The following is a 24,401-nucleotide window of genomic DNA, read 5'->3' on the forward strand; positions in this document are numbered from 1 at the left end:
TTTTTCATATCTCTTTCACGAATCTGTCACGACTAAACAAAAATGCCTGTGGTAAAATAGGCAAAGATATGCGAAAGGGGTCTTATTTGATATGTGGTTCATCATCATCGGTGTTATCTTCTTTATTGAAAGTATTATTTTAACGGTTGTAGGTATTAAGAAAAAACAATCCATGATGACCTACCTCGGGATTGTCATCATGATTATGACAGTCGGCATGATCATTGTTACCCTCAACCCGCCAAATTCATAAATGATTATTTCCAGCATATACATAGATCATAGGCAGATAGAATCAGTTTTCATTTCTAAACACCTGCACACTTTTCACGTCCTTTTTTGAGATGTTACAATGCAGGCAGTTTCCATTGAAAGGAGTTTTCTATCATGCATTATGGTAGCAAAGGCTGGTATGTCGAAGAATTAAAGAAGCTTGGTGTGACCAAGCATGAAGGAAGAAAGCTTCAAAGCTTTAAAACTTATTTCCTTGCAAATCTTCTTGAGCAAAAGAAAACGAGCTCTTAAATGTTGAAAAGCCGTACATCCATATCAGATGTACGGCTTTTTTATATGGGCTGAACACGTTTTTCTAAAGATTTTCTGACCACATCTGCTAAGGCATCTACTTCAAGAACTGCTTTCAGCCTGTTTTGATCTACTTGACGGTATTTAACTTCATTGACTTCGTGGACTGTGATGGGATGGGGCGCTTTTTCGACTAACACAAGAGCTTCATCAGGAGAGACCATTCCTTCTTTCAGCACACGCAAATAAAAACCGGTATATCCCGTTTGCTGCACTTCCTTCACAAGCTTCATGTTTCCATGCTTAAGAGAGAGCTTCACACATGGCTGTCTTGGCTGGCTGACCTCAACAATCGCTTCCCCAAACTGAAATACATCTCCAATACGGACTTCTGTCTCTACAAGCTGATGCACGGTCACGTTCTCACCGAAAGCTGCCTCCTGTAACGACACTCCTAAAAATTGCTCAAAATAAGTATAGTGATCATATGGAAAGACGCAAATGGCTTTATCATCACCTCCGTGATGGATCAAATCACCCTGGCCATCTCCATCAAAATTGAGCTTACTCAAATAAACAGGCTCGTGAATACGCTTTTTGTTGATGGCTGTTTTGATTTCTTTACCATTCACATAGGTGGTGATAGGTTGTCCTACTTGAATTCCTTCGATGTCGTACCTTGTCTGCCCCACTCTCGCCATCTCCTTTGATTGTCTGATTGCCTTTTATTTTACATGGTTTGACAGTCAAATCATAGTCGGTACGTGAAGGAACGAGGCAGGTTATGGTACGATGAGAAAAAAGGAGAGATGACATTGGTTCATTATCACGCTATTGTAAAAGGACGAGTGCAAGGAGTCGGTTTTCGATATTTTGTTCAAGGAGAGGCCGTCAATCGAGGGATAAAAGGCTGGGTACGCAACACAGATGAGGGTCACGTGGAGTTAAAAGTAGAAGGAGAGCAGCAGGAGGTTTTTGACTTTTTAGAGACCGTCCGTAAAGGTAGTCCTTTTTCAAAAGTCACACATTTGGACATGGAGCCGCTCACCAAGTTCGCCCATTATCAAGACTTTCGGATTAGAGGATAGTTGATGTGTGTCCTTTATTTCACAACAGTAAATGGGTTTGCAACATAATATCCAATCAAGGTTGTACGTGAAGCATCTTTGTAGAGACTCACATGAACATCATAGTTGGCTGATCCACTGTTAGGAAATAATAAACGAGTAGGTGCTGCGAAAGCGTTTTGTCCAGAGATAGACCCTTCGTGTGTAAAGACTGGTGTCACTGGGAAAGTAAGTTTTCGAATAGCAGCTGTATAATAAAGTGTTTCATTTGTTGTTGCGGTCATGTTGACGTTGACCTGAGGATGAAGCGAAGTATAAGTTGAACGATCGGTTGTCACCTTTAAATCGATGACATTCTGAACCATTGTTCCAGTAGTTGCTTTAGCTCTCTCATCACCTAGCGGTAGAAATCCGTTGAAACCGAATACAGCCAAAAATATGAGCAACTTCATTTTTTTCATCTATATTCCCCCCTTTTGATTCCACCGACATTAAACCATCATTTTCCAAATCAAACAACATTCAAAAGACTCATTTCATACAAAAAAACCTAGCTTTTCGCTAGGCTCTTTCCGTCCCGTGGTATGGTTTTTCCTGATAAAAATAATTCGGTTTCACGATCGTATTGTCATAGTGACGATGGAAGATATGCGTAGCAGCTGGTGATACTGGCGGAATCAGCCATGTCCAATCACCAGTCAGCTTACGGTCAGCCTTTTCTTCCTGTTTTTCAAATTGTTTGAACTGATGGGCAGCTGTATGATGATCCACAATGGTCACCCCTGCTTCCCGGTAAGAATGAAGAACCGCCACATTCAACTCGACAATGGCTTTGTCCTTCCAAAGTGACGCATTCTTTGTCGTGTCCAGTCCTAAAATAGAAGCAACTTTTTTCAGCATATTGTAGCGGTTTTCGTCAGCTAGATTTCGTGCGCCAATTTCTGTTCCCATATACCATCCATTAAACGGTGCCGCATTGTAATGAATGCCGCCAATTTCTAATTTCATATCAGCAATAATCGGAACAGCATACCATTTCAGTCCTAAATCACCGAATCCATCATATTCAGGATGGGTGATCTCTACCTCTTGAACGATCTCTCTCGGAAGATCATACAGAACCGGCGGCTGATCTTTTAGCTGAAACATAAGTGGCAGAAGGTCAAAATGCGTGCCTTCGCCTTTCCAGCCATGCGCTTCACACAACTTGGTTAATTCAAGTGATGCCTCGTCCCCAATGATGCCATATTCCGACTCATATCCCGCATAACGAACAAGCTGATGATTATAAATAACGACTTCCTTCCGTCCCTTATTCTCTGGTGGGAAGATGGTAATGGACGGTTTGATTTTACCCCCATTTGTCGCATACTCAATATGATGAAAGAGTGCCTCTTTCACCTCATCTTCTGTTGTCACGTGCCGGCAGTCATGCACATGCAGTGTTGACCAAAACAAGCGCCCAATGCACCGGTTGCTGTTGCGCCATGCCATTTTTGCCCCGTGAGCTAATTCTTCCTGCGTATGAGTATACATACCGTCAGACTCAATTTCTTTTTTTATTTCATGCAGACGTGCTGCTTTTTCTTCATTTGACTTGCCTAATTCTTCATAGCATACAGAAATAAAAGCTTCTGCTTCATTCCACAACGCTTCTTGGTTACTCAAACATACTCGCCTCACTTTAATACGAATATATCCATTGTAGCGGTTTCTAATGATAAATTCACTTGTTTCAAACCATTTTTTATCATATCATGCGACGATTGTCCTTAGACAATGGATGAATCAATGACTTCAAGGGTCTTTTGGAGCCAGCGAACATACCCTTTTTCCCTTTCAATTGCTCTTGTCAGTACTAAATAATGCCCGAATTGTGTTGAATGCAGTGATTGGACAGATGGATCTTCTTCTGTTAAAACGTTCAGTTTCTGTTCAAGCATCTCTACTTTCTTTGTTCGCTCCAGCAGCTGATGTGAGAAGAGACCGGCCGCTTCTTTTTGATCCATAGATGAGATAAAGAACGTTTTTAACATAAATTCATCTTTTGTTGTGTCTGGAATCGGGCCTTTTTTCCTTAACCACTCATGCAGTTCTCTTTTTCCTGCATCAGTGATTTGATAGACCTTCTTCTCTAGCTTCTTTCCTTGTATGTGAATATCAAATTCAATAAAACCCTCTTCTGTTAGCCGCTTTAATTCAGGGTATATTTGACTATGCTTCGCACTCCAAAACTGTCCAAGGGAATCTTCAAAGTGTTTCTTCATATCGTATCCCGTCAGCTCACGCTGATCTAGTAAGCCAAGAATGGCATATTTCAGTACTCTCATGACATGCCTCCAACGCATATTCTTTGACAATAGTATACCATACATCCTAAAATAAACATGTAAATCATGACATGTTTGAAACAACATTATTTTAATTGAAAGAAGGAATAAACATGGATCAATTCGTTGGACTTCATATGATTTATACGTATGAAAATGGCTGGGAATATGAGATTTACATTAAAAATGATCACACCATTGATTACCGCATTCATAGCGGAATGGTTGGAGGCCGCTGGGTTCGTGATCAAGAAGTGAATATTGTGAAACTGACAAAAGGGGTATACAAAGTTTCCTGGACGGAACCGACTGGGACAGACGTGTCTTTGAACTTTATGCCTGAGGAAAAACGCATGCATGGCGTCATTTTCTTCCCAAAATGGGTGCATGAACGTCCAGATATCACCGTTTGCTATCAAAATGACTATATCGACCTCATGAAAGAATCCCGTGAAAAATATGAAACCTATCCGAAGTATGTCGTACCAGAATTCGCAGACATTACGTACATCCACCATGCTGGGGTAAACGATGAAACGATTATCGCAGAAGCACCGTATGAAGGCATGACCGATGAGATCAGAGCTGGACGAAAATAGAAAAAGCGGCACGCACTGTGCCGCTTCTAGGGTGGTTGACAAAGGACTAAAATGAACTTGATTTTAGTCCTTTTTATTTATACCTAACGTCTTTTGAGATAACAAGAATCGGTAAACTGGTAGTTCATCGCCTACTTTCGATGCAATAAAACCTGATGACATATAGCTGTCTTTTGATTCTGGTTCAAGGGCAAGTGACAACAAATTGGTCTCTGGCTGTGCAGTCACATATACCTTTGTTCCTTTTGGCAGTTGACGTTTCTTTTCAACGAGTCTCGTTTCAAGCTGAATATCTGTTTTGCTTGTTTCCACTCGTTTTGTCACCTCATAGGCTTGAACTGGCACTTTCATGCCAACAGGCAATGTCACACTTTTTAACCCTAAAGTTCTGAGCTTTCTATCTACTCCTTCATGTCCTGGGAGAATGAGATAAGCTGTCGGTCGTTCTCTTGTCAATACAGGAACCGCATCACTTGCACTATGAAAACGCACTGGGACATTGGTGGTTTGTCCTTTCTCAATATCCACCATTTCAAGTGAATCGTTCACAGGCGCCTTGAAAGCATCTTGAATGACTACTTGATCATCATCATTTGGTTGAAGACCTTTTTTCACAAGTTTCAGCCGCTCCGTCACCATTTGCTGCTTCACCTGCTTAGCATGCTTCACCGTTGTCTCAATGATTTTTTCATGAGTGGTGACTTGTGCTGCCACACGCCGAGTAAAGTCCTCTCTACCAATTCCAATCCCCCTACTTTCTACAAGAAAGGATAAAGCTGGTGAAAGCGCCAGGGCATTTCGGCCAATTCGTGCATCGGTTCCGCCTTCATAAAGGTCGATCTTTCCGTCCTTTCCTCTTGTGTTTGTATAATATAAATCGTTGGAAAATCCCTTATTCGTCAATGCTTCACGCACTCCGTTGACGTACAATTCATTTGACGTGAAACGAATGCTTTCAGGAATGTTCAAATTCTTACCGGATAATATCAGCAAATCGTGATACTTGAGAGCACCTGATGCACCGATATCTTCGAACTGCTTTTGACCGACATCATATTCATGGGCATCAATGACGACCTCGGGCGCATAGCGATTAAATTCTTGATGAAGGGCTGTCAGCTCTGGAGATTCTAATGTCATGTGGTCACGGTTGCCATCCATTCCGTTTGCAAGTCTGCGGTCAAATGCATAAGAACCATCTGGGTTGATTCTTGGGACAATGATGACGTTGACATGGCTCAGGATACGCTCTCCTTCATCACCTGCTAGTCGTTTGGCGATGACAAGGGCAGATTCACCGGAGGCTGGTTCATTTCCGTGTATTTGTGCTTGAAGCCAGATCGTTGGCTTTTTTGACAGTGGAGAGATGTGGCGATCCTTTGTAAAATAGAGGGCTGGAATGGACCTGCCTTCAATGGATGTTCCAATCTGTTTCTGCGTGGCGTAAGGACTTTTACTGACAATGTCACGTAAAAAATCTTGAAGCTCTTCTTGTGTGGTAAATGCTTTTCCTTTTTTCTGAAAAGCAGGGGTATCAAACGTTTCATCAGGCTCAGGATACAGTTTTTGAACCGAGGCTGGCTGCTCATAGCTTTTTCCATAATAAGGGGTCTCTGCATTCGCTGAAGCTGGGATCACCATCGACAAACTTCCTGCCATGAGGCATACAGCAGCAAAAAGAATGGTACTTTTCTGTTTGGACATGCTATCCTCTCCCTTCGTTGATTTGCATTATAAAGAAAAAAACAGCAAAAGTGTCAGCATTTTTCAAAAATATATCTTTTGGAGGAATCATGCATGGCTTTATATAGGGCAAATGAATGGAGCTTGCCCTGCAATAGGACCTAAAAAAGAGCGCCTGCATGAGCAGCAGACACTCTTCTCATTACCAGATCGAAATGGCTCCAATGAGAACCGCCATCACTGTCATGGCGACGACTGCAAGAACCGCCCATTTCATGCCAAATTTCTGATGCTGATCTAGTGATACCCCAACGAGTCCAACAAGTAAATGAGTCGATGGAACAAGTGGGCTTAACATGTGAATCGGCTGACCTATGATAGATGCTCTCGCAATCTCAATTTTATCGACACCGTATGCTGCCGCTGTTTCTGATAGGATCGGCAGTACCCCATAAAAGTATGCATCATTCGGCATAAAGAAAGTGAAGATCCCGCTTGTTAGCGCGACAATGACTGGAATAAACCCGCCAAGCTGCTCTGGAATAGCTGAAACAATCGAAATCGCCATTTCATCAACCATTTTCGTCCCAGTTAAGATGCCTGTAAAAACACCTGCCGCAAAAATCATCGAAGCAATCGCCAAAACATTTGTTGAATGAGCCGCAATCCGCTCACGCTGCTGCTCTAAATTCGGATAGTTCACGATAATGGCAACACAGAAGGCAAGAACAAACAGAACCGTTAAGCTTACTTTTCCTGACACTAGCAAAAGAACCAATAGCAAAGTCAGTGTCAGGTTAAACCACCAAAGTTTCGGTCGCTTAATATCATCTTGCAGTGCCGCTGCCATTTCATTGGCATGAATCGGCTGTTCGAGCTCAATAACACCAAGACGTTTTCTTTCAGACTTCCCAAGAAAGTATGCCACCACAATCATGCTCAAAACCCCTGCGCCAATGACTGGAATCATCGGGCCAAATAAAAGTGATGGATCAACGCCAAGTGCACTTGCCGCTCTAGGTGTTGCCCCTCCCCATGGAATCGTATTCATAATCCCCATGCCGACTCCGGCGATACCCGCTAAAATAATCGGACGAATGCCAAGCAGTGTAAATAACGGAAGCATGGCTGTTGTTGTAATCATGTACGTTGTGGTTCCATCACCGTCAAGTGCGACAAGCATCGTCAGGACAGCTGTTCCGACAACAATTTTTAATGGATCGCCTTTGACGATGTTTAAAATTTTTGCCACCATCGGATCAAATAAACCTGCATCAATCATAATCCCGAAGTACAAAATGGCAAACATGATCATGACCGCCGTTGGTGCAACTTGCTGTACACCTTTGACAATCATGTCTGAAATTTCTGTAAAATGAAAACCTGCAATAAGAGCAAATGCAATCGGTGTTAATACCAATGCCGTTAGAACAGACATACGTTTCGTCATAATTAAAACCATAAATACAACCATCATAAGAAATCCTAAGATCGCTAACATTTTTTCACCCCTTATGTTGTATACGCTTTCATTAAATGTTGGTATCCCATTTCCAACCCTTTCTGTCATGATATCTGACGCCTGAATTGAAGTAAATATTATGAATTTTAATTCTTTTTTGGTCGATAAATGCTTTTTGTTCATTTTGTGCAATTGTTGTTGTTTGTTGGTTCCATGAAAAAAAGCGGTCTCATTTGACCGCTTGTTCTCCTTGTATAAATTGCTCATATCGCCTTAATTGATCTTCCATAAAGACCTTTGCTTCTTTACTGTTCATATAACGGCTTGTCCAGCCTTTTTGTTTTAACTGCTTTTTCCATGACTTCGTTTGCGTCATTTTTTGAAGAAGCTGATCCCATGCTCGAATGTCGTGCTGATTCATTTGCTTTGGTCCCATCACACCACGCCAATGAGAGAAGATGAGCGGAATCCCCTGTTCTTTCCAAGTGGGCACGTCTTTGAAGCCTTCTAAACGCTGATTCGTTGTGGTCGCAACAAGCTTCAGTCTTTTCTTTTCATAATCATGGCGAACCTCTGTAATGGTCGTGGTTGCCGCATCTACCTCATGGTCAATGAGTGCTTGAAATAAATCATCTGCACTATCAAATTTTAAAAACTGAATGCGGTACGGATCAATTCCTGCCATTTCAGCAGCCCGTGCGAATGAGATTTGATCATCATTTCCAAAGTCCGGGGCAAACCCAATTTTTAAGGAATCTGGTTTCTTTTTTAATGCGTGTAATAGCTCCTTTCCATCTGAGAAAGGAGAATCAACTGGCACTGCGACTACCTGCCACTCTTCCGCAAGAATAGCAAGCGGGGTGACATCATTCATGGTCACGTTACTGCTGCCCAGCAAATTACGGCTTAATAATAAGCTCGAATTTAAACTAATATAATTGGCATCTCGCTCCATCATATAGGTCCATCCTTTATCAACAGTTCCGCCTCTTTGATAAAGAATATGCACAGGCTCTTCCACTAGCTTTTCTTGTTCTAGTACGGTTTTCATCACTTGAGCTGTTTGGTCAAATCCGCCATCAGGTACACCTGATACCACAATGTATAATGGGCTGTGCTCCAGGAAAGAATCTTTTGCTGTTTTTTCATTAAAGGTGAGCGTTGTACAAAGGCAGACCAAAATGAGTAAGAGTATTCCTTTTTTCATTTTTATGACTCCGTTTGTTTTTTGGCGGGATAATATTTTCGTTCTGGTCTACCAATGATTCCATACGCCAGCTCTGCCCGGCATTCTCCCGTTGTCACAAGATACTCTACGTATCGTCTTGCTGTTGTGCGTGATGCGCCCATTTTTTCTCCGAGTTCTTCCGCTGTAATTCCGTTCATCTCTGCTGTCATGAATGTTTTCACCTTGTCCAAAGTCAATGAATTAATGCCTGTTGGCAAGTCTCGCTCATCCTTTTGCTGCGATTCTTCCTGTATTTGACCAAAAAACAGATCAATCATCGTTTGATTGACTTCATCTTTTGAATTGATTAACTCTCTCTTCTCTTTATATTCGGTTAAAACCTGCGTGAATTTTTGGGCGGTCACTGGTTTGATTAAATAATGAACGACTCCATAATGCAATGCGTCTCTTAACAGCATCGTTTCCGTTGCAGCCGTGATAATGATCACATCCACTTCAGGATGGCGCTCTCTTAACAGCGGCAAAAGGTTCGTGCCGAGCTCATCAGGCATGTAGACATCAAGTAAAATGAGATCCACTTGTTCTTTTTGAAGTGCCTCCCACAGATCCTTTGCACTCTTTGCCTTGCCGGCCACTTGAAAGCCTTGTACCTTTTGTATATAAGATTCATGAATCGCAGCGATTCGAAAATCATCTTCCGCAATGAGTACCTTTATCACAACCTATTCCCCCTTTGTGCCTTTCGGTATGTAAACAGTGAAGATGGCACCGCCTTCTTTTTGGTTCGCAACTTCAATCCAGCCCCCAAGTTCATCTAGCACTTCTTTGACATTGGCAAGTCCATAACCTCGCCCTTCTCCCTTTGATGAATGTCCTCTTGTGAAAAGTTGTGAAATGGCTCCTTCATCTACACCGTCCCCTGAATCAGATACCTCTATGATAATATCAAATCCAATATCTGTGATGAACAAGCTGACTTCTCTTTTTTCTTTATTCAATACAGCCTCAAACGCATTGTCTACGAGATTGCCAATGATGGTAATAAAGTGAGATAAACTTAAATGGGCTGGGAGCGGCTCCAATGAACTATTTTCATCAATGTGAAAATGAACCTTTTTCTCAGATGCCTTTCCTAACTTCCCAAGTAAAATGGCTTGTATCTTCGGAGAGCGAATTTGCTTCATGAGTAAATCATGCTGGCGATTTTGAAGTGTATACTCTTCTTTAATTAACTCAATGGCTTCATCCACTTGTTTCAACTCAAGCAAGCCTAAAATAGCGTACAGTTTATTCGAAAATTCGTGTGTTTGTGCTCTCAAGTCTTCTGAATATTGACTGACCTCTGTCAATGTATCCAGCAGCTTTGTCAGCTCGGTTTTCTCCCTGAAACTCACAATTCCTCCAAATACTCGATTGTCCTGCACCACTTTTTTGACATTTAGCACGAAGGTTTTATCATTGACGACTGATTCTATGTTAGGTTCAATCGTCTCTACCTTTAGATAGGAAAGAAGATTGGCATTTGGCAACACTTGATTAATATGAAGAGGCAGCGTTGAAGAGACGCGTAGCATCTGTTCAGCTGACGTATTCATCATCGTAATGGCACCTTTACGGTCAAATGCAATGATTCCCTCTTTAATCGCATGCAGCATCGCTTCTCTTTCTCGATATAATGAAGCAATTTCATGCGGTTCAAGCCCTAATATATCTTTTCGAATACTCCTTGTTAAAAAAATCGCTCCAAAAACCCCAGGCAAGAGCACAAGAAGGGCAATATAACTTAATTTGAAGAGTTGATGAGCTGTCGCTTGGTCGATATCTCTTTTTAAAAATTCGACACTGACTGTCCCAATAATCTCTTCATAACTGCCAGTTTCTTTCATGATCGGAGCACTTCCTCTGACAACGGTTTCACCATCAGAATCACCCGTTGATATGGAAGTTCCTCCAAATAGCAGTGTACTTCTTCCTTCCGACACACTGATGGTTTTCCCTACATCCTCATGATTCGTATGAAAAAGAACCTTTCCTTTTTGATTGGTGATAAAAATGGCATGCGCTCTTACTTGCTCTTTCATTTGCTCAAGCACAGCCTGTTCTTCATTTTGCGAATCTCCCGTAGCCACCGATGTTTTAATGGGCGGCATATAAGATATCGTTCTAGCAGTTTGCACCGCCAGCTGTTCAGCTTGGCTCTGCCTTTCTGATGTCTGCAAAAAACCAAAACAAATGGTCAATAAGGCAATAACAACAAGTAAAAGACCAATAATTAACCCCAAAATTTTTGTTTGTAAAGTGACTTTCCTTTTGCCCATCCTCACCGCCACAACCCCTAATTCAGTAGATTCACCCGAATAGACTCTAAGAAAATCATATCATTTTTTCTCATGAAGTTAAGAGAAAATTCACACAGACAAAAAAAGGATGACTCAGTATTGAGTCATCCCTGTGTGCCTATTACGTGATGGATAAACCAGCACTTGCATAGCCTGCTACAGTATTCACTAAAGAAAGACCTGTAGCTGATGCCGAGAATACGACAAGTAATCTTGTTTCTGGTGTGACTGGTACATTTAAACCAGTAGCGATGCCGTTTGTAATAGCCCCTAGCGTTAAAATCCCGGTTAACGCTGGAGCCAATGTGACGCTCGCTACTTGAGTGAAGCTGTTATTTGGTGTCGGTGAAGCAAACAGACTAGCAGTTACAGTAATACTCGTGCCAACTAAAGAAAGGGCTGCAGTCGTGCTAAAATAGCCGGCAAATGACGTAATGGTTCCAGCTCTTGGAACGGAGAATGCCATGTTTAACAATGTTCCTGCTGCTCCGGTTAAATCAATGATTCCGCCTACGATACTGACACCAGTCGCCGAGTTACCGAATCCGACCAAGCTAGATGTTCCAACTAGACCGCCTGCGATTGTGGTTAAAACAGCTGGCGTACCAGATGCAAATGGAATAATCGCACTTGATCCTGTCGCACCTGTGGCTCCTGTTGCACCGGTTGCGCCCGTGGCTCCTGTTCCTGTAGCCCCTGTTGCACCCGTATCTCCTGTTACACCTGTGGCTCCTGTGACTCCGGTCGCTCCTGTTGGACCTGTATCTCCGGTGACACCGGTTGCTCCCGTGGCGCCTGTCACACCTGCGGCTGCCAATAACGTATAATCTGGAGACGTATCTGGTGTGCCGGTTGGTGGTGCTGTATTTACGACATAAGTTCCACCTTCATATGTCACCACTTGACCTACTGGATAGTTTGGAGCTGTTGCTGGGTCAAATGCCAAAATACCAGCTAACCCTACTCCGGTTGCTCCGGTTACTCCAGTCGCTCCCGTATCTCCTGTTGCACCTGTAGCTCCGGTTACTCCGGTCGCTCCCGTTGCACCCGTGGCTCCGGTTACTCCGGTCGCTCCCGTATCTCCTGTTGCACCTGTGGCTCCGGTTACTCCGGTCGCTCCCGTATCTCCCGTTACACCTGTGGCTCCGGTTACTCCAGTCGCTCCCGTATCTCCCGTTGCACCCGTGGCTCCGGTTACTCCGGTCGCTCCCGTATCTCCCGTTACACCTGTGGCTCCGGTTACTCCGGTCGCTCCCGTATCTCCTGTTGCACCTGTAGCTCCGGTTACTCCGGTCGCTCCCGTATCTCCTGTTGCACCTGTAGCTCCGGTTACTCCGGTCGCTCCCGTATCTCCCGTTACACCTGTGGCTCCGGTTACTCCAGTCGCTCCCGTATCTCCCGTTGCACCCGTGGCTCCGGTTACTCCGGTCGCTCCCGTATCTCCCGTTACACCTGTGGCTCCGGTTACTCCGGTCGCTCCTGTATCTCCCGTGGCGCCTGTCACACCTGCGGCTGCCAATAACGTATAATCTGGAGACGTATCTGGTGTGCCAGTTGGTGGCGCTGTATTTACGATATAAGTTCCACCTTCATATGTCACCACTTGACCTACTGGATAGGTTGGAGCTGTTGCTGGGTCAAATGCCAAAATACCAGCTAACCCTACTCCGGTTGCCCCGGTATCTCCCGTTGCTCCTGTGGCTCCGGTCGCTCCCGTATCTCCCGTTACTCCTGTGGCTCCGGTTACTCCGGTCGCTCCGATTGCTCCTGTCGCTCCTGTATCTCCCGTTGCACCCGTGGCTCCGGTTGCTCCAGTCGCTCCCGTATCTCCCGTTGCACCCGTGGCTCCTGTTCCTGTTGCCCCTGTGGCACCCGTATCTCCTGTGGCTCCGGTCGCTCCAGTAGCACCTGTATCTCCCGTTGCACCCGTGGCTCCTGTTCCTGTTGCCCCTGTGGCACCCGTATCTCCTGTGGCTCCGGTCGCTCCAGTAGCACCTGTATCTCCAGTAGCGCCGGTCGCTCCTGTTCCTGTTGCTCCCGTGGCACCCGTATCTCCTGTGGCTCCGGTCGCTCCAGTAGCACCTGTATCTCCAGTAGCGCCGGTCGCTCCTGTTCCTGTTGCCCCTGTGGCACCCGTATCTCCTGTGGCTCCGGTCGCTCCGGTTGCGCCTGTATCTCCAGTAGCGCCAGTCGCTCCTGTTCCTGTTGCTCCTGTGGCACCCGTATCTCCTGTGGCTCCGGTCGCTCCAGTTGCGCCTGTATCTCCTGTTGCTCCTGTTCCTGTTGCTCCGGTTGCACCCGTATCTCCTGTCGCACCCGCAGCGGCTAGAAGCGTATAATCTGGTGATGTATCCGGTGTACCCGTTGGTGATGCTGTGTTTGCAAGATACGTTCCACCTTCATATGTCACTACTTGACCCAATGGATATCCTGGTGCCGCTGCCGCATCAAAAGGAACGACTCCAGTTAGACCTACACCAGTGGCTCCTGTTGCACCCGTCGGACCTGGATCTCCGGTGACACCTGTTGGTCCTGTACCTGTTGCGCCCGCAGCTGCTAAAAGCGTATAATCCGGCGATGTATCAGGCGTACCTGTTGGTGGTGCTGAATTTACCACATACGTACTGCCATCATATGTCACCACTTGACCTACTGGATACGCCGGGGCTACCGCTGGATCAAATGCTACAATCCCTGTTAACCCAACGCCTGTTGGGCCTTGTGGACCTGCCGGGCCGGCTGGACCCGCTGGGCCTACTGGACCCACTGGACCCGCCGGACCTGCTGGGCCTCTCCTTCCTCTTCCCCCTGGCGGTCCTTGAATGACACACACACAAGGATCTTTTCCGCAGCATGGATTTTTTACTGGTTTCCTTGGTTTGTCTGATTTACCTTTCTTACAACTATCACATTCCCAGCCATCATCCTTATACGCATCATACCAGCTTCCTTTTTGGTAGTGGTCTGTCGAATGAGTTGGGTATATCTTTCCGCATTGTCTACATTTTCTCATAGAATCACCCCCATCCATCGTATTCATCATGATCGATAAAGGTGTATGTACAATTTTATTTTTATCAAAAAATTTGAAAGGTCTTGCACCCTGCATGCAAGGACCTCTCTCCATCGTTAAAATGTCATCGTCATTTTCAAATCTTTTCCTACCATACTATATTCAATATCCGCTGGACGGATCGCCTTTTTTAGTTTCTTCACACCTTCTCCTTCAAAAAAAGTAGGTGCATCTTTCCCTCCGATTAATAAAGGTGCCATATAGATAAAAGCTTCGTTCACAAGTGATGCTTCTAAAAATGACGCACTCACACTGCCCCCTGCCTCTACAAGCACTGACATCACAGAGCGCTTCTTCAACAGGTGTAACACATCCTGAAGATCTGTCCGGTGTTCTCCGCTTGTGACAAATACTTGATGACCTTTTTGTATCAACTGTTGATACTTTTGATGATCATAATCTTGTGATGTACAAATTATGGTTTCTGCCCTATGATCTGTTAAGCATTTGGCATGAAGCGGTATCCTTAATGTTGAATCTAAAATGACACGAATGGGCTGATGGTTGAATGAATCCTTTACAATTAAGCCGGCATCATCTTGAATAATCGTTTCCACTCCTGTCAGCACCGCATCTACTTCTTGACGTAAGCGCTGCACTTCTGTTCTCGCTTCTATTCCAGTGATCCATTTGCTTTCTTGATCAGCCGTGGCAATTTTCCCATCTATCGAAATAGCTGATTTTAAGATGACATAAGGAAGGTTTGTTTGCATCAAATGAAAAAAAGGAGCATTTAAACGATCTGCTTCGTGTTTACATATACCTTGCTCCACTTCAATTCCAGCCTTTTTCAAAAAGGCAATTCCTTTTCCTGCAACAACCGGATTCGGATCTTGAGTGGCAATCAACACTTTCTTCACACCACTTTTAATGATCGCTTCGGTGCAAGGGCCTGTTTTTCCGTGATGTGTACAAGGTTCGAGTGTCACATACATGTCAGCTCCCTTCGCCTTTTCTCCTGCCATTTGCAGCGCATGAATTTCAGCATGAGGCTCGCCAGCCTTCATGTGCGCACCAATCCCAACAATCTCACCGCTCTGAACAATCACTGCACCAACAAGCGGATTGGGTGAGGTTTGTCCTTTCATCGCCTTCGCGTTGGCAATCGCCAGCTTCATATAAAAAACATCGTCTTTCATCTCGGGCTCCTTTCTTCTCTCAAGGGAAAGAACTCCTTCAGAAAATGAAGGAGTTCTATTCTCATGTGCTATACTGTCTCAAGCCGTTTCTTTTCAGATCGATCATAGTAAGGCAAGGAATAAAACAGTTTATATGATGCTCGTTGTTTACAAAAACAGCATTTGCGACATTCATATTTATTAATGAGGAGCACATGCGGACAATTGAGTACAGTCAGACCTTTTTTCATATGTTCCTTGCAAACACTTATCATGAGAATCCCCCGCTTACATTCTTTTTCTTAATGAGAGATTACTTCTTTCGGAAATTGTTCAAATAAGCGCAGTACTTCCGTATGTGTGCCATCTTCTCGAATATAATAAATACCACCGTCATATGAGCTTGCATACACATCATTTCCTAGTTGTCTAATGGCACTAATGCCATTCTTAGCAATTCGAATCGGACCTGTATTGACATCTAGCTCTGGATTCCAGACCACAATATATCCCCAATAGTCTCCGCTCACAATATAGCCAGAGTCTGTCACAGTGATGGATTTAATGGAATATTGATGCTCGTTGTGCTGATTTAAAATTCTGCCTGTATGCAAATCAAACAATCGGACGTTTTTATCACGGCTGACAATGGCAATACGATCTCTTTTGCTATCAATAAATACATCATTTAACAGCTCTGTCGCCCCGATATATTCTGCTGTTAAGGACAAACTCTTTTTATCGAGAAGACAGATGGTTCCTTCCACTGCCGCTGTGATGATATGATCTCCTTCTACCTTTAATGCTTTGACCGCGCAATCATGTGCTTTAGAACGGCCAATTTCCTTTAAGTGTTCTGTCGAAATGACATGCACATAACCGCCATAAGTGCCGATATAAAATTGACGATCCTCCTCATGGAAATACACACTATTGACAGGACCTGTGTTGAGATCAAAAGAGACCATTTGCTGCAATGACTCGTGTACAATATGCACCTGACTCGCATGATCGCCCCATGCATAATAGCTTCCATCCCGTGCAACAGCCACTCCATTTGTGAGAACACCTGTTGATTTTGCGATTTCGATTCCATTCTTTCTGAATTTTCCGTCATCTGATGCAGTGATAATATCACCCGCTTCAGTCAACGCAATATCATTAATAGAAGGTGTCGCCAATTCCTGCTCATCAGAGATCACTTTTCCTTCTTGAATTGACCATTCACAATACGTTTTCCCAAAGCTGGCTCCTAAAATGGCTTGCTCGTCTTCTGTCCAAACAAGCGAGCGTTCCCATTGATATTTATGAGGCAGCAACGTATCAATTAAATCACCGGTTTCATAATTCCACAGCTTAATTAGATGGTCATAACCCGCTGTAAGCAAGTAGTTACCGCTCGGCGAAAAATTCACACGTTTCACACCTTGTAAATGAGCTTTAATGATTTTTTTCTCCTGTAATGTAGCAGCATCATAAATGATGACTGTGCCATCGTCTCTACCAAGGGCGAATACTTCTTTTTGATTGCTGCCGCTGATGGTATCCAGCTCATAATCAAACGGGCCAATTTCACCTACAATTTCTCCTGTTTCATAGAGCCATACAAGGACATAGCCATCGTCACCAGTTGTATAAGCTTTATCCTCATGAATCCATACAGCTAATACATCCTTGCTATGTCCATGAAATTCTCTTAAAATGGCTCCCGTTTCAATATCCCAAACTAAGCATCTTCTGTCTCTGGACACCGATACAAGAAGCGTATCCTGCTTTGCAAATGCGACAGCTTCCACATCATCCGCATGACCATATAACGTACGAATTCTTGTATGTGTGCTAGTATCATATAATTGAATGGTATAGTCTGACGATGCACTCGCTAAATACGTTCCATTTTCCGAAAGGGATAAAGAGTTGATGATATGCTCGTGACTGCCAATGAATGTTCCTTCTCCCGTGGCACGGTCCCATTTATAAATACAGCGGTCATAGCCACCTGTGTAGACAATTTGGTCATGCTGAGTTGATAAAACGGATGTAATCGGTCCTCTATGCATGGTTTTACACTCCCACCTTTATATGTTGTTTTTGACGAGTAACTACACGAAAACCAGTAAATCGAAAAACAGGGTCTGGGTGTTTCCCGTGTCTTCTTGCGACTCTGCATAAATCTCCGCCTCTTGCGAAGGAGCCACCTTTTAAAATGTAGTAATCACTGCCGAGTGTCTCGGTTAAATCATCTACAACCTCAATGCCGCCTTCATATATGTGATACTTGGTGTTGACCCATTCTTCGACATTGCCACCCATATCATATAGTCCAAATAGAGATCTTCCTTTTTCGTAATGACGGACAGGTGTCGTTTTTTCAATATTTGATTCGTGTGTATTACAGTAAGAGGGATCAAACTCATCTCCCCAAGGATATTGATGTCTCGTATTGCCCCTGGCAGCATATTCCCATTCTTCCTCAGTAGGGATCGATACCTCATATCCAAGCTTCCCGCTCAGCCACTGACAAAATGAGAAAGCTTCCTCGATGTCCATGCCCCAAGCTGGATGGTCTTTTCCCCCGCCAAGTTCTAGGTTCGTCAAGCTCTCTGGATAAGGCTTTCCTGTCTCGTCGCAATAGCTTTGATACCATTCATTGGTGACGACCGTACCTGAGATGAAAAATTCGTTTATATACGGCTGATAAGATGGAAATTCTTTGTACAGCCATTTTTGAAATTTTTTCTCACGGCCATAGGCTGGATTCAGAAGTTTGTCCTTCCAAAATTCTGATGCCTTTTTCATATCTTCTTCATTACTTCCAATCGTCGCATAGCCGCTTGGGATTTGAATCCAATTGATATCAGGTTTCACGCTTTTCTCCCGCCTTCTTTAAATAAACTCATCTACTGATTAATTAATTTCTTCTCATCGACCATATGCCCTGATGCTGCTTTTGCCTTTAAATACGCCTCATTATAGAGAGAGGCTTCTACCGTATGATCAAACCGTAAAACCGGAAGACCGTAAGCAGCAATGGAATCGACTTTATCTGGATTATTGGTTAAGAGATGCAATGGTTTCCCTTTGTTTAAATAGTGCAAGACAGCCGCTGCTTCCTCGTAATGCCGATCATCATCTCCGCATCCGATCAACCTGTTCGCCTCAAATGTATCCAGTTTCATTTCCTGTAATTTATACGTGAAGGCTTTGGCCATTAACCCAATAGAGCGCCCTTCTTGATTGGCCATATACACAAGCATGCCTTTTCCGTAATCGGTGATTTTTTTTAGCGATGATGCAAGCTGTGGACCGCAATCACATTTCAGTGACCCAAACACATCCCCTGTTTGGCAGACACTATGAATTCGCACAAGCGGTGGCACTTCATTTTCAAAGTCGCCAAAAAGGAGACAAGAGGAAAATGTTTGCTGCTCGGTACTCATTTGTACAATAGACTCAACCGTTGGCGTTGTATCAGCTTCTACAGACGCAAAGGCATACCATGTAAACTGCACTTCTTCATGTTCAATAGAGATCGGCAGGTTCACTGGCCCCACGAGCAAATAGTGTTTTTCTTGAAATGTAAAATGATGAATCATTGATTGTAGTTCAGCTACAAACTTGTTCATTTGTCTCCCCCTATTCATCACTGCACCCCATTGAACTCTCTCAGCGCAGTGATGGCGTGATGAATATGTGTATGCACTCCCTTTGCATCCTGAGCACCGGTTCCAGCTAGAATCATGGCTCAGGAGAAATTTCCTGTCATACTGGCTGAATAGATGTGCGATGCCAATCATCCATCAGTACCTTTCATAAAGACTCTTTTTAGACTGTCACTTGTCCAGTACAAAGGAGCAGAAATCGAGCTTCACGCTGTATTCTCTGTAAGAGAGCAACACCATTTGATGATTCTTGAATGGAAACTGACATGCTCTTTCTCTAAAAGAATATCTCTGCTAGCTTCGAGCTGCTTTCTCCTTTACTAGAAGCTCTGGTTCTTCAAATGCACGTCATCCGGTTGTACCCTTTTTGATTGGATGAATAGTCCGTACTTCAATTCAGCTACATTGATTGAAGCATGACACCCGCCTAGGTATGCACCAAGAACCATCACATCAAACATCGCGTTTATCCTCCTTTGCACTAGATTTTGACAGCAATGACATGATGCTGGCTGATCCCAGCCTTCGCTTGTAATGGTGTAATCGAAACGAGCTCAAGTCCTGATGTACAAATCTTTTCTCCAAGCTGAGTATCTGAGAATGAAAAATGGAAGCGTCCATCTTCTCCGATTAAGCCTGTTTTCCACTCTTCTCCCCATACAACAAGGGAAAAGACACCACCTTCATGAAGCAGCGAGGAAATCTGCTTTAAGTATCGTTCGTGGTCATCAGGGTGCTGATGGTGAAAGCAGCCATGATCTAAAATCAAATCAAACGTCAGCTCGCGCCCTTGATTCATCGACCAGGACATAAAATCTTGATGATAAAAATGGACAGGAACCTCTTTTCTCTTCTTTAATCCTTCCCATTCCTCATGCTCATAAAGATCAATGCCGGTATATGCCGACAGTCCTTGTAAATGTTCAAGAGCCCTGCCGTTCCCGCAGCCGATATCCAGCACAGAAGCAAGTGCATCCTTTTCCCTGGAACGCCATGCCTTGAGAGACATCACAGCAGCGTCTGTTAATGATGGATCAGTGGACCACATATCTGTTCTTTGCTCATAGTGTTCTTGAAAAGCCATGCGCATTTTCTCTAAATACAACCCGCTGTCTTCATGATACAATGCCTTTTTCATCACGTGACCTCCTTCAATTCACAATCACCTTTCCTAATAAAGGTGGTTTTCAAGCAAAAAGCCTTATGATAAAATGAAGATGGATTTTTTAGGAAATCTGTTTTCTGAAAAAGGAGAGAAGCATCCCACATGTCACTCTTCTTTTTCAGCACTCATCTTCACATACAACCACAGCCATTCAACTGTTACAGCGCCTCAGTTTGTTATACATTTTCTTCATATGAATTCACCTCCTTAACAGCGCTAAGAAAGCGCTTTCTTTATGATGATCCTCTGAATACCTTGAACAATATCATTGAGAAATAGGCATAGTAGAAAGACGAATCTACCATTCTAAGCTATCTTTCATCTATTTTTTTGTCTAATAGATATTTCTTCAGTATCGCTCTGCCTCAGAAGCGCTCTCCCTTAGGTCTTAATGCATCATCATTTACCGAATTGATCCTGAAATCCACCTATCGAAAATTTAACAACTAATTCCATAATAACTTGATTAAGCCAAATATATTGTTTTTAGATTATTTTGTCAACAAATTATTTCCTAAACATTAGAATGATTTTCTAATTGAAAATACAGGTATATTTCGTGGTTTTTTGACCTTAAAACACTTATTTTTACACAAAAATACAACTTAAACCAATAGAACTAAGAAATTTATCTACTAAATTACACAAGATTTTTATTTCATTTTGAAATAAAAATAAAGATATCATAATTATTTCCCGAATGGTTTTTTGTGATATTTTCACTACTTTTTTCATTTTTTTGATGGTACCCTTTGATATTTCTATATTTTCAATTAGACATTTTACTGTTTATCCCAATTTTTCAACCTTTCTTATTATAGTGAAAAAGACAGATGGTAGATTTTAATTATCGCATCATGAAAAAAAGCCCCTTACAAAAGTAAGAGGCTTTTTACGATGGCGTTTATGCCCAATTTTTCACTTTTTCATGGTCAGTCACAAAGAGAAGAACTTTTCCTTCGTCTAAATGTTCTTCAAATGTCTCAGCTTCTTCTTTTGAGAAACCAATTTCGTGAATCTTATTGCGGAGTTCATCTCCCTTTTTGCTAAAGATGTTTCCAACCGCATGCTTGAGTCCAACTTCTTTTGGACCTATCGTATTGGCATCTGTGTTACTTGCAATACGCTCAGTTCGATCATCGTCATGGGACAGAACATAAATGTCCTCTCTTGCAACACCGAGTTGTTTTAATTGCTCCACATCTCTTTGAAGTGTTTCATCATTTGAATACTCTCTTACAACAGGTTTCATTTATTATTCCTCCTTTAACGTCTTACGAATCTTTTACCCGTCACTTTTGTCATTAAACCTTCCTCCAGCACATCCATTTTTACTCTGTGAACTTAATGCGTCTATGGACTTATTTTTAACAAAAAGACTGTGAATATGACTAAATTTTCTGAAAAATTGTATTCATTCCTTGTCATTTGTTGTACAATTTTTATACTGGAGGCTAGAAATGGGGTGGAGCTGATGTATTATTTTTCAGCTGAGCAGCAGTTTAATGCATGGGTTGTCAGTGATTTGGTGAAACAGCTTTTTCAAAAATGGAATCCTGAAGAATCAAAAGCAAAGCCGCTTACTTTGTTTGCTGAACAGCACTTTCACATCTGCATCGATTATCTCTTTTCTATTATTATTAACATTGGAGATATCGAGTCAATCGAACAAGATCCACAAGACCTGTTGTCCTCATATTTAAATATCCTTTTTCCTTTTGTGACGCACGATATGATGAAAGCCTCCATGCAAAATGCAAATGAATATTTATTAAAAGAACGTGATGCGGATGAGTATCAACTGTTTGGTTGTCTCCCGCCGCTCCTTTCTGTCTCTCTTCAAAAAAAGTAGTCCCCTTCTTTTAGATGGTGGCTGCTTTTTTGTATGTGCTTGGAAAAGACCGTATGTTTTGAACGAAAAGAAGCATCATGTTAATGTAAATCTAGGTTGCAAGTGAAAGGGAGGATTTGACATGAGTCAACAAAAACAAATTCAATTAGCAAAACGTCCAAAAGGGTTACCTACTAAAGATGTTTTTCATTTTGAAACAGTTGATATACCAACGCCGCAAGATGGCGAAGTCTTGATTCAAACGAAATATGTGTCTGTAGATCCTTACATGAGAGGACGAATGCAAGATACAAAATCCTATACACCTCCGTTCAAGCTGAATGAAGTCATTCAAGGTGGTGTGGTCGGAGAAGTCGTCGAGTCCAAATCTCCTCAATTTGAGAAAGGTGATTTTGTACTTGGATTCCTTGGCTGGCAGGAATATTCTACTGCCAAAGCAGAGTCTCTGACAAAAATTGATCCATCCATTGCGCCGTTATCTTATTACTTAGGGATTTTGGGCATGCCAGGACAAACCGCCTATTTTGGACTTCTTGCGATTGGTCAGCCAAAAGAAGGCGAAACTGTTGTCATTTCTGGAGCCGCAGGTGCCGTTGGTTCTGTTGTCGGACAGATCGCTAAAATCAAAGGTGCCCACGTCGTTGGAATTGCCGGATCTGATGATAAGCTGGCTTATTTAAAAGAACTGGGCTTTGATGAAACCATTAATTATAAAACAACAAATGATTTAGATGACGCCATTGCAAAAGCCTGTCCAAACGGTGTCGATGTGTATTTTGACAATGTGGGCGGCGAAATCTCTGATGCTGTGATGAATCATTTGAACCGTTTTGCACGTATTCCAGTCTGCGGCGCCATTTCTTCTTATAACATTAGTGCAAGCGAAGACATTGGCCCTCGAGTGCAAACAAAACTCATTAAAACAAGTGCATTGATGCAGGGCTTCATTGTTGCCAACTACTCTGATCGTTTTGAAGAGGCGGCAAAAGATCTCGCACAATGGGTAAAAGAAGATAAACTGACTTACAAAGAAACCATTATCGAAGGCTTTGACCATATTCCAGATGCATTCCTTGGACTATTCAAAGGGGAAAATGTCGGAAAACAACTTGTCAAAATTTCATAAAAAGAAAGGACCCTCCATGTGGGAGGGTCCTTTTTTTATGCTTGCTTGGGCGCAAGGTGCAGCTGACCTTGCTTATAAACAATTTCCTGAAGCGAAAGATTTAGCTTTTTCGCCATTTTTTTAAGCATTGAATGCTCTTGAGATGTGACTAGGCTGATAACAGCCCCTTCTTTTCCTGCGCGGCCGGTTCTGCCTGAACGGTGGATATAGCCTTCTTCGTTTGGCAGGTCGGCATGGATCACGTAAGGCAGATCGTCAATATCGATCCCTCTTGCTGCGATATCTGTTGCAAGAAGAAGCGGGAATTCACGCTGTTCAAATTCCTTTAAGATGACAGCACGCTCTGCTTTTTTCGCTTCACTGTGAAGCACGCCAAGGTCGACATGGTGATACGCTAATTTTTCTGCATAAATGCTCAAATTCGTAATATCTCGCACAAAGACGAGTGCCTGCATGTCCTCAAGCCGTGATAGCTTTTGCAGTAATTTCACCTTGTCACGCTGATCACATAACAGGAAATAATGCCCTACCTTCTGCGCTTCTTCTTGGCTTCTGCTAATTCTCAATACCTCTGGTTCAGATGCAATGTCTTTAATCTGTTGAACGGTTTCCTCTTTCAACGTCGCAGAGAAACAAAGAATTTGTCTTTCTTTTAATGTGGATTTAATGATCGCTTGGATCGTTTTCATATGCTCTGGGACAAGAAGCTGGTCTGCCTCGTCTAACACGATCGTTTTCACTTCATGCATTTTCAGTTTCTTGATTTTGATTAACTCTTGTACGCGACCCGGTGTCGCCACCACGATATTCGGGTGTTTTTTTAGCTTTTCCTGCTGCTTCTTGATGTTTGCCCCGCCTATTAAGGAAATAGCTTTGATGTCTGAACCTTGTTTGAACTCTTGCACAACATCAAAAATTTGCATCACAAGCTCTCTTGAAGGTGCCAAGATTAAGACTTGCGGGTGTTTGATACTCACATCAATTTTATTTAAAAGCGGCAGAACATACGCTAGGGTCTTCCCTGTTCCAGTCGGTGATTCTGCGATCACATCGCGTTTTTCCGTAATCCACTCTGCTGTTTGTTCTTGTATCGCTGTTGGCTTCTCAAAGCCAGCCGCTTCAAAGTTCTTTTGAATAAATGGCTTTGCTTCTTTCAAAAATGCCCAATTTTCCGTCATGTTGATCTCCTTTATCCTCATTCAATCTATCCT

General features: G+C 43.0%; 24 protein-coding genes. 6 read left to right on the forward strand and 18 right to left on the reverse strand.

Features of this window, described 5'->3' with window-relative positions; all coding sequences use genetic code 11:
- The first annotated feature begins 91 nt into the window (after positions 1-91).
- Entirely contained in the window at positions 92-253 is a 162-nt protein-coding gene (locus MHH23_RS17375; protein WP_008341770.1) for a hypothetical protein, read from the forward strand.
- A gap of 134 nt (positions 254-387) precedes the next feature.
- Entirely contained in the window at positions 388-525 is a 138-nt protein-coding gene (locus MHH23_RS17380; protein ID WP_008341771.1) for a YflJ family protein, read from the forward strand.
- A 41-nt stretch (positions 526-566) separates the two neighbouring features.
- Here the strand turns inward: MHH23_RS17380 and MHH23_RS17385 are convergent, their stop codons facing one another.
- Positions 567-1,217 (reverse strand): MOSC domain-containing protein, encoded by a 651-nt coding sequence (locus MHH23_RS17385; protein ID WP_340959931.1) that lies wholly within the window; start codon positions 1,215-1,217, stop codon positions 567-569.
- Between the two features lie 123 nt (positions 1,218-1,340).
- Here MHH23_RS17385 and MHH23_RS17390 point away from each other — a divergent pair, with 123 nt between their 5' ends.
- Positions 1,341-1,613 carry an acylphosphatase gene (locus MHH23_RS17390; RefSeq protein WP_039962563.1) on the forward strand — a complete coding sequence of 91 codons (273 nt, stop codon included), beginning with the start codon at positions 1,341-1,343 and terminating at the stop codon, positions 1,611-1,613.
- A 14-nt stretch (positions 1,614-1,627) separates the two neighbouring features.
- Here MHH23_RS17390 and MHH23_RS17395 read toward each other — a convergent pair whose 3' ends face one another.
- The 3 genes from MHH23_RS17395 to MHH23_RS17405 all read right to left on the reverse strand — a co-directional run bounded on the left by MHH23_RS17395 (position 1,628) and on the right by MHH23_RS17405 (position 3,922).
- On the reverse strand, positions 1,628-2,053 hold the full coding sequence (locus MHH23_RS17395; protein WP_041506615.1) for a hypothetical protein: 426 nt from the start codon (positions 2,051-2,053) through the stop codon (positions 1,628-1,630).
- 100 nt (positions 2,054-2,153) lie between these two features.
- Positions 2,154-3,260 carry a nitric oxide synthase oxygenase gene (locus MHH23_RS17400; protein WP_047946767.1) on the reverse strand — a complete coding sequence of 369 codons (1,107 nt, stop codon included), beginning with the start codon at positions 3,258-3,260 and terminating at the stop codon, positions 2,154-2,156.
- A gap of 104 nt (positions 3,261-3,364) precedes the next feature.
- On the reverse strand, positions 3,365-3,922 hold the full coding sequence (locus MHH23_RS17405) for a PadR family transcriptional regulator (RefSeq protein ID WP_340959934.1): 558 nt from the start codon (positions 3,920-3,922) through the stop codon (positions 3,365-3,367).
- Positions 3,923-4,035: 113 nt separating this feature from the next.
- Here MHH23_RS17405 and MHH23_RS17410 point away from each other — a divergent pair, with 113 nt between their 5' ends.
- Positions 4,036-4,521: a phenolic acid decarboxylase gene (locus MHH23_RS17410; protein WP_008341777.1), complete on the forward strand. Its 486-nt coding sequence runs from the start codon at positions 4,036-4,038 to the stop codon at positions 4,519-4,521.
- Positions 4,522-4,584: 63 nt separating this feature from the next.
- Here the strand turns inward: MHH23_RS17410 and MHH23_RS17415 are convergent, their stop codons facing one another.
- From MHH23_RS17415 to MHH23_RS17475, 13 genes are all read right to left on the reverse strand, one after another.
- Positions 4,585-6,225 carry a M14 family metallopeptidase gene (locus MHH23_RS17415; protein WP_268431500.1) on the reverse strand — a complete coding sequence of 547 codons (1,641 nt, stop codon included), beginning with the start codon at positions 6,223-6,225 and terminating at the stop codon, positions 4,585-4,587.
- 181 nt (positions 6,226-6,406) lie between these two features.
- The gene (locus MHH23_RS17420) at positions 6,407-7,705 is read right to left on the reverse strand and encodes a citrate:proton symporter (protein WP_024719341.1); all 1,299 of its coding nucleotides are present in this window, start codon (positions 7,703-7,705) and stop codon (positions 6,407-6,409) included.
- 190 nt (positions 7,706-7,895) lie between these two features.
- Complete coding sequence (locus tag MHH23_RS17425; RefSeq protein ID WP_024719340.1) at positions 7,896-8,873, reverse strand: tripartite tricarboxylate transporter substrate-binding protein; 978 nt, start codon at positions 8,871-8,873, stop codon at positions 7,896-7,898.
- 2 nt (positions 8,874-8,875) lie between these two features.
- Positions 8,876-9,574: a response regulator gene (locus MHH23_RS17430; RefSeq protein WP_017366803.1), complete on the reverse strand. Its 699-nt coding sequence runs from the start codon at positions 9,572-9,574 to the stop codon at positions 8,876-8,878.
- Positions 9,575-9,577: 3 nt separating this feature from the next.
- Positions 9,578-11,173 (reverse strand): sensor histidine kinase, encoded by a 1,596-nt coding sequence (locus MHH23_RS17435; RefSeq protein ID WP_024719339.1) that lies wholly within the window; start codon positions 11,171-11,173, stop codon positions 9,578-9,580.
- Positions 11,174-11,315: 142 nt separating this feature from the next.
- Complete coding sequence (locus MHH23_RS17440) at positions 11,316-14,207, reverse strand: exosporium glycoprotein BclB-related protein (protein WP_340959935.1); 2,892 nt, start codon at positions 14,205-14,207, stop codon at positions 11,316-11,318.
- 116 nt (positions 14,208-14,323) lie between these two features.
- The gene (ribD, locus tag MHH23_RS17445; protein ID WP_340959936.1) at positions 14,324-15,406 is read right to left on the reverse strand and encodes a bifunctional diaminohydroxyphosphoribosylaminopyrimidine deaminase/5-amino-6-(5-phosphoribosylamino)uracil reductase RibD; all 1,083 of its coding nucleotides are present in this window, start codon (positions 15,404-15,406) and stop codon (positions 14,324-14,326) included.
- 281 nt (positions 15,407-15,687) lie between these two features.
- A complete protein-coding gene (locus MHH23_RS17450) occupies positions 15,688-17,445 on the reverse strand; it encodes a WD40 repeat domain-containing protein (RefSeq protein ID WP_056705582.1) in 1,758 nt (585 codons plus the stop codon).
- Positions 17,446-17,449: 4 nt separating this feature from the next.
- Positions 17,450-18,253 (reverse strand): formylglycine-generating enzyme family protein, encoded by an 804-nt coding sequence (locus MHH23_RS17455; protein ID WP_340959937.1) that lies wholly within the window; start codon positions 18,251-18,253, stop codon positions 17,450-17,452.
- 32 nt (positions 18,254-18,285) lie between these two features.
- On the reverse strand, positions 18,286-19,011 hold the full coding sequence (locus MHH23_RS17460; protein ID WP_017360404.1) for a GTP cyclohydrolase II: 726 nt from the start codon (positions 19,009-19,011) through the stop codon (positions 18,286-18,288).
- A 356-nt stretch (positions 19,012-19,367) separates the two neighbouring features.
- Entirely contained in the window at positions 19,368-19,508 is a 141-nt protein-coding gene (locus tag MHH23_RS17465; protein ID WP_274660836.1) for a hypothetical protein, read from the reverse strand.
- 20 nt (positions 19,509-19,528) lie between these two features.
- Positions 19,529-20,185: a class I SAM-dependent methyltransferase gene (locus tag MHH23_RS17470; protein WP_041506626.1), complete on the reverse strand. Its 657-nt coding sequence runs from the start codon at positions 20,183-20,185 to the stop codon at positions 19,529-19,531.
- Positions 20,186-21,116: 931 nt separating this feature from the next.
- Positions 21,117-21,464 (reverse strand): general stress protein, encoded by a 348-nt coding sequence (locus MHH23_RS17475; protein WP_017360406.1) that lies wholly within the window; start codon positions 21,462-21,464, stop codon positions 21,117-21,119.
- Positions 21,465-21,686: 222 nt separating this feature from the next.
- Here MHH23_RS17475 and MHH23_RS17480 point away from each other — a divergent pair, with 222 nt between their 5' ends.
- Together MHH23_RS17480 and MHH23_RS17485 are read left to right on the forward strand one after the other, a co-directional pair.
- Positions 21,687-22,064, forward strand: coding sequence for a YfmB family protein (locus MHH23_RS17480; RefSeq protein ID WP_017366799.1), 378 nt, complete (start codon positions 21,687-21,689; stop codon positions 22,062-22,064).
- 121 nt (positions 22,065-22,185) lie between these two features.
- Positions 22,186-23,190: an NADP-dependent oxidoreductase gene (locus MHH23_RS17485; RefSeq protein WP_024718590.1), complete on the forward strand. Its 1,005-nt coding sequence runs from the start codon at positions 22,186-22,188 to the stop codon at positions 23,188-23,190.
- A 35-nt stretch (positions 23,191-23,225) separates the two neighbouring features.
- Here the strand turns inward: MHH23_RS17485 and MHH23_RS17490 are convergent, their stop codons facing one another.
- Positions 23,226-24,368: a DEAD/DEAH box helicase gene (locus tag MHH23_RS17490; protein ID WP_338706004.1), complete on the reverse strand. Its 1,143-nt coding sequence runs from the start codon at positions 24,366-24,368 to the stop codon at positions 23,226-23,228.
- Between the last annotated feature and the right edge of the window lie 33 nt (positions 24,369-24,401).

The sequence above is a fragment of the Bacillus sp. FSL K6-3458 genome, from assembly GCF_038005045.1.
Classification (GTDB): Bacteria; Bacillota; Bacilli; order Bacillales; family Bacillaceae; genus Bacillus; species Bacillus altitudinis.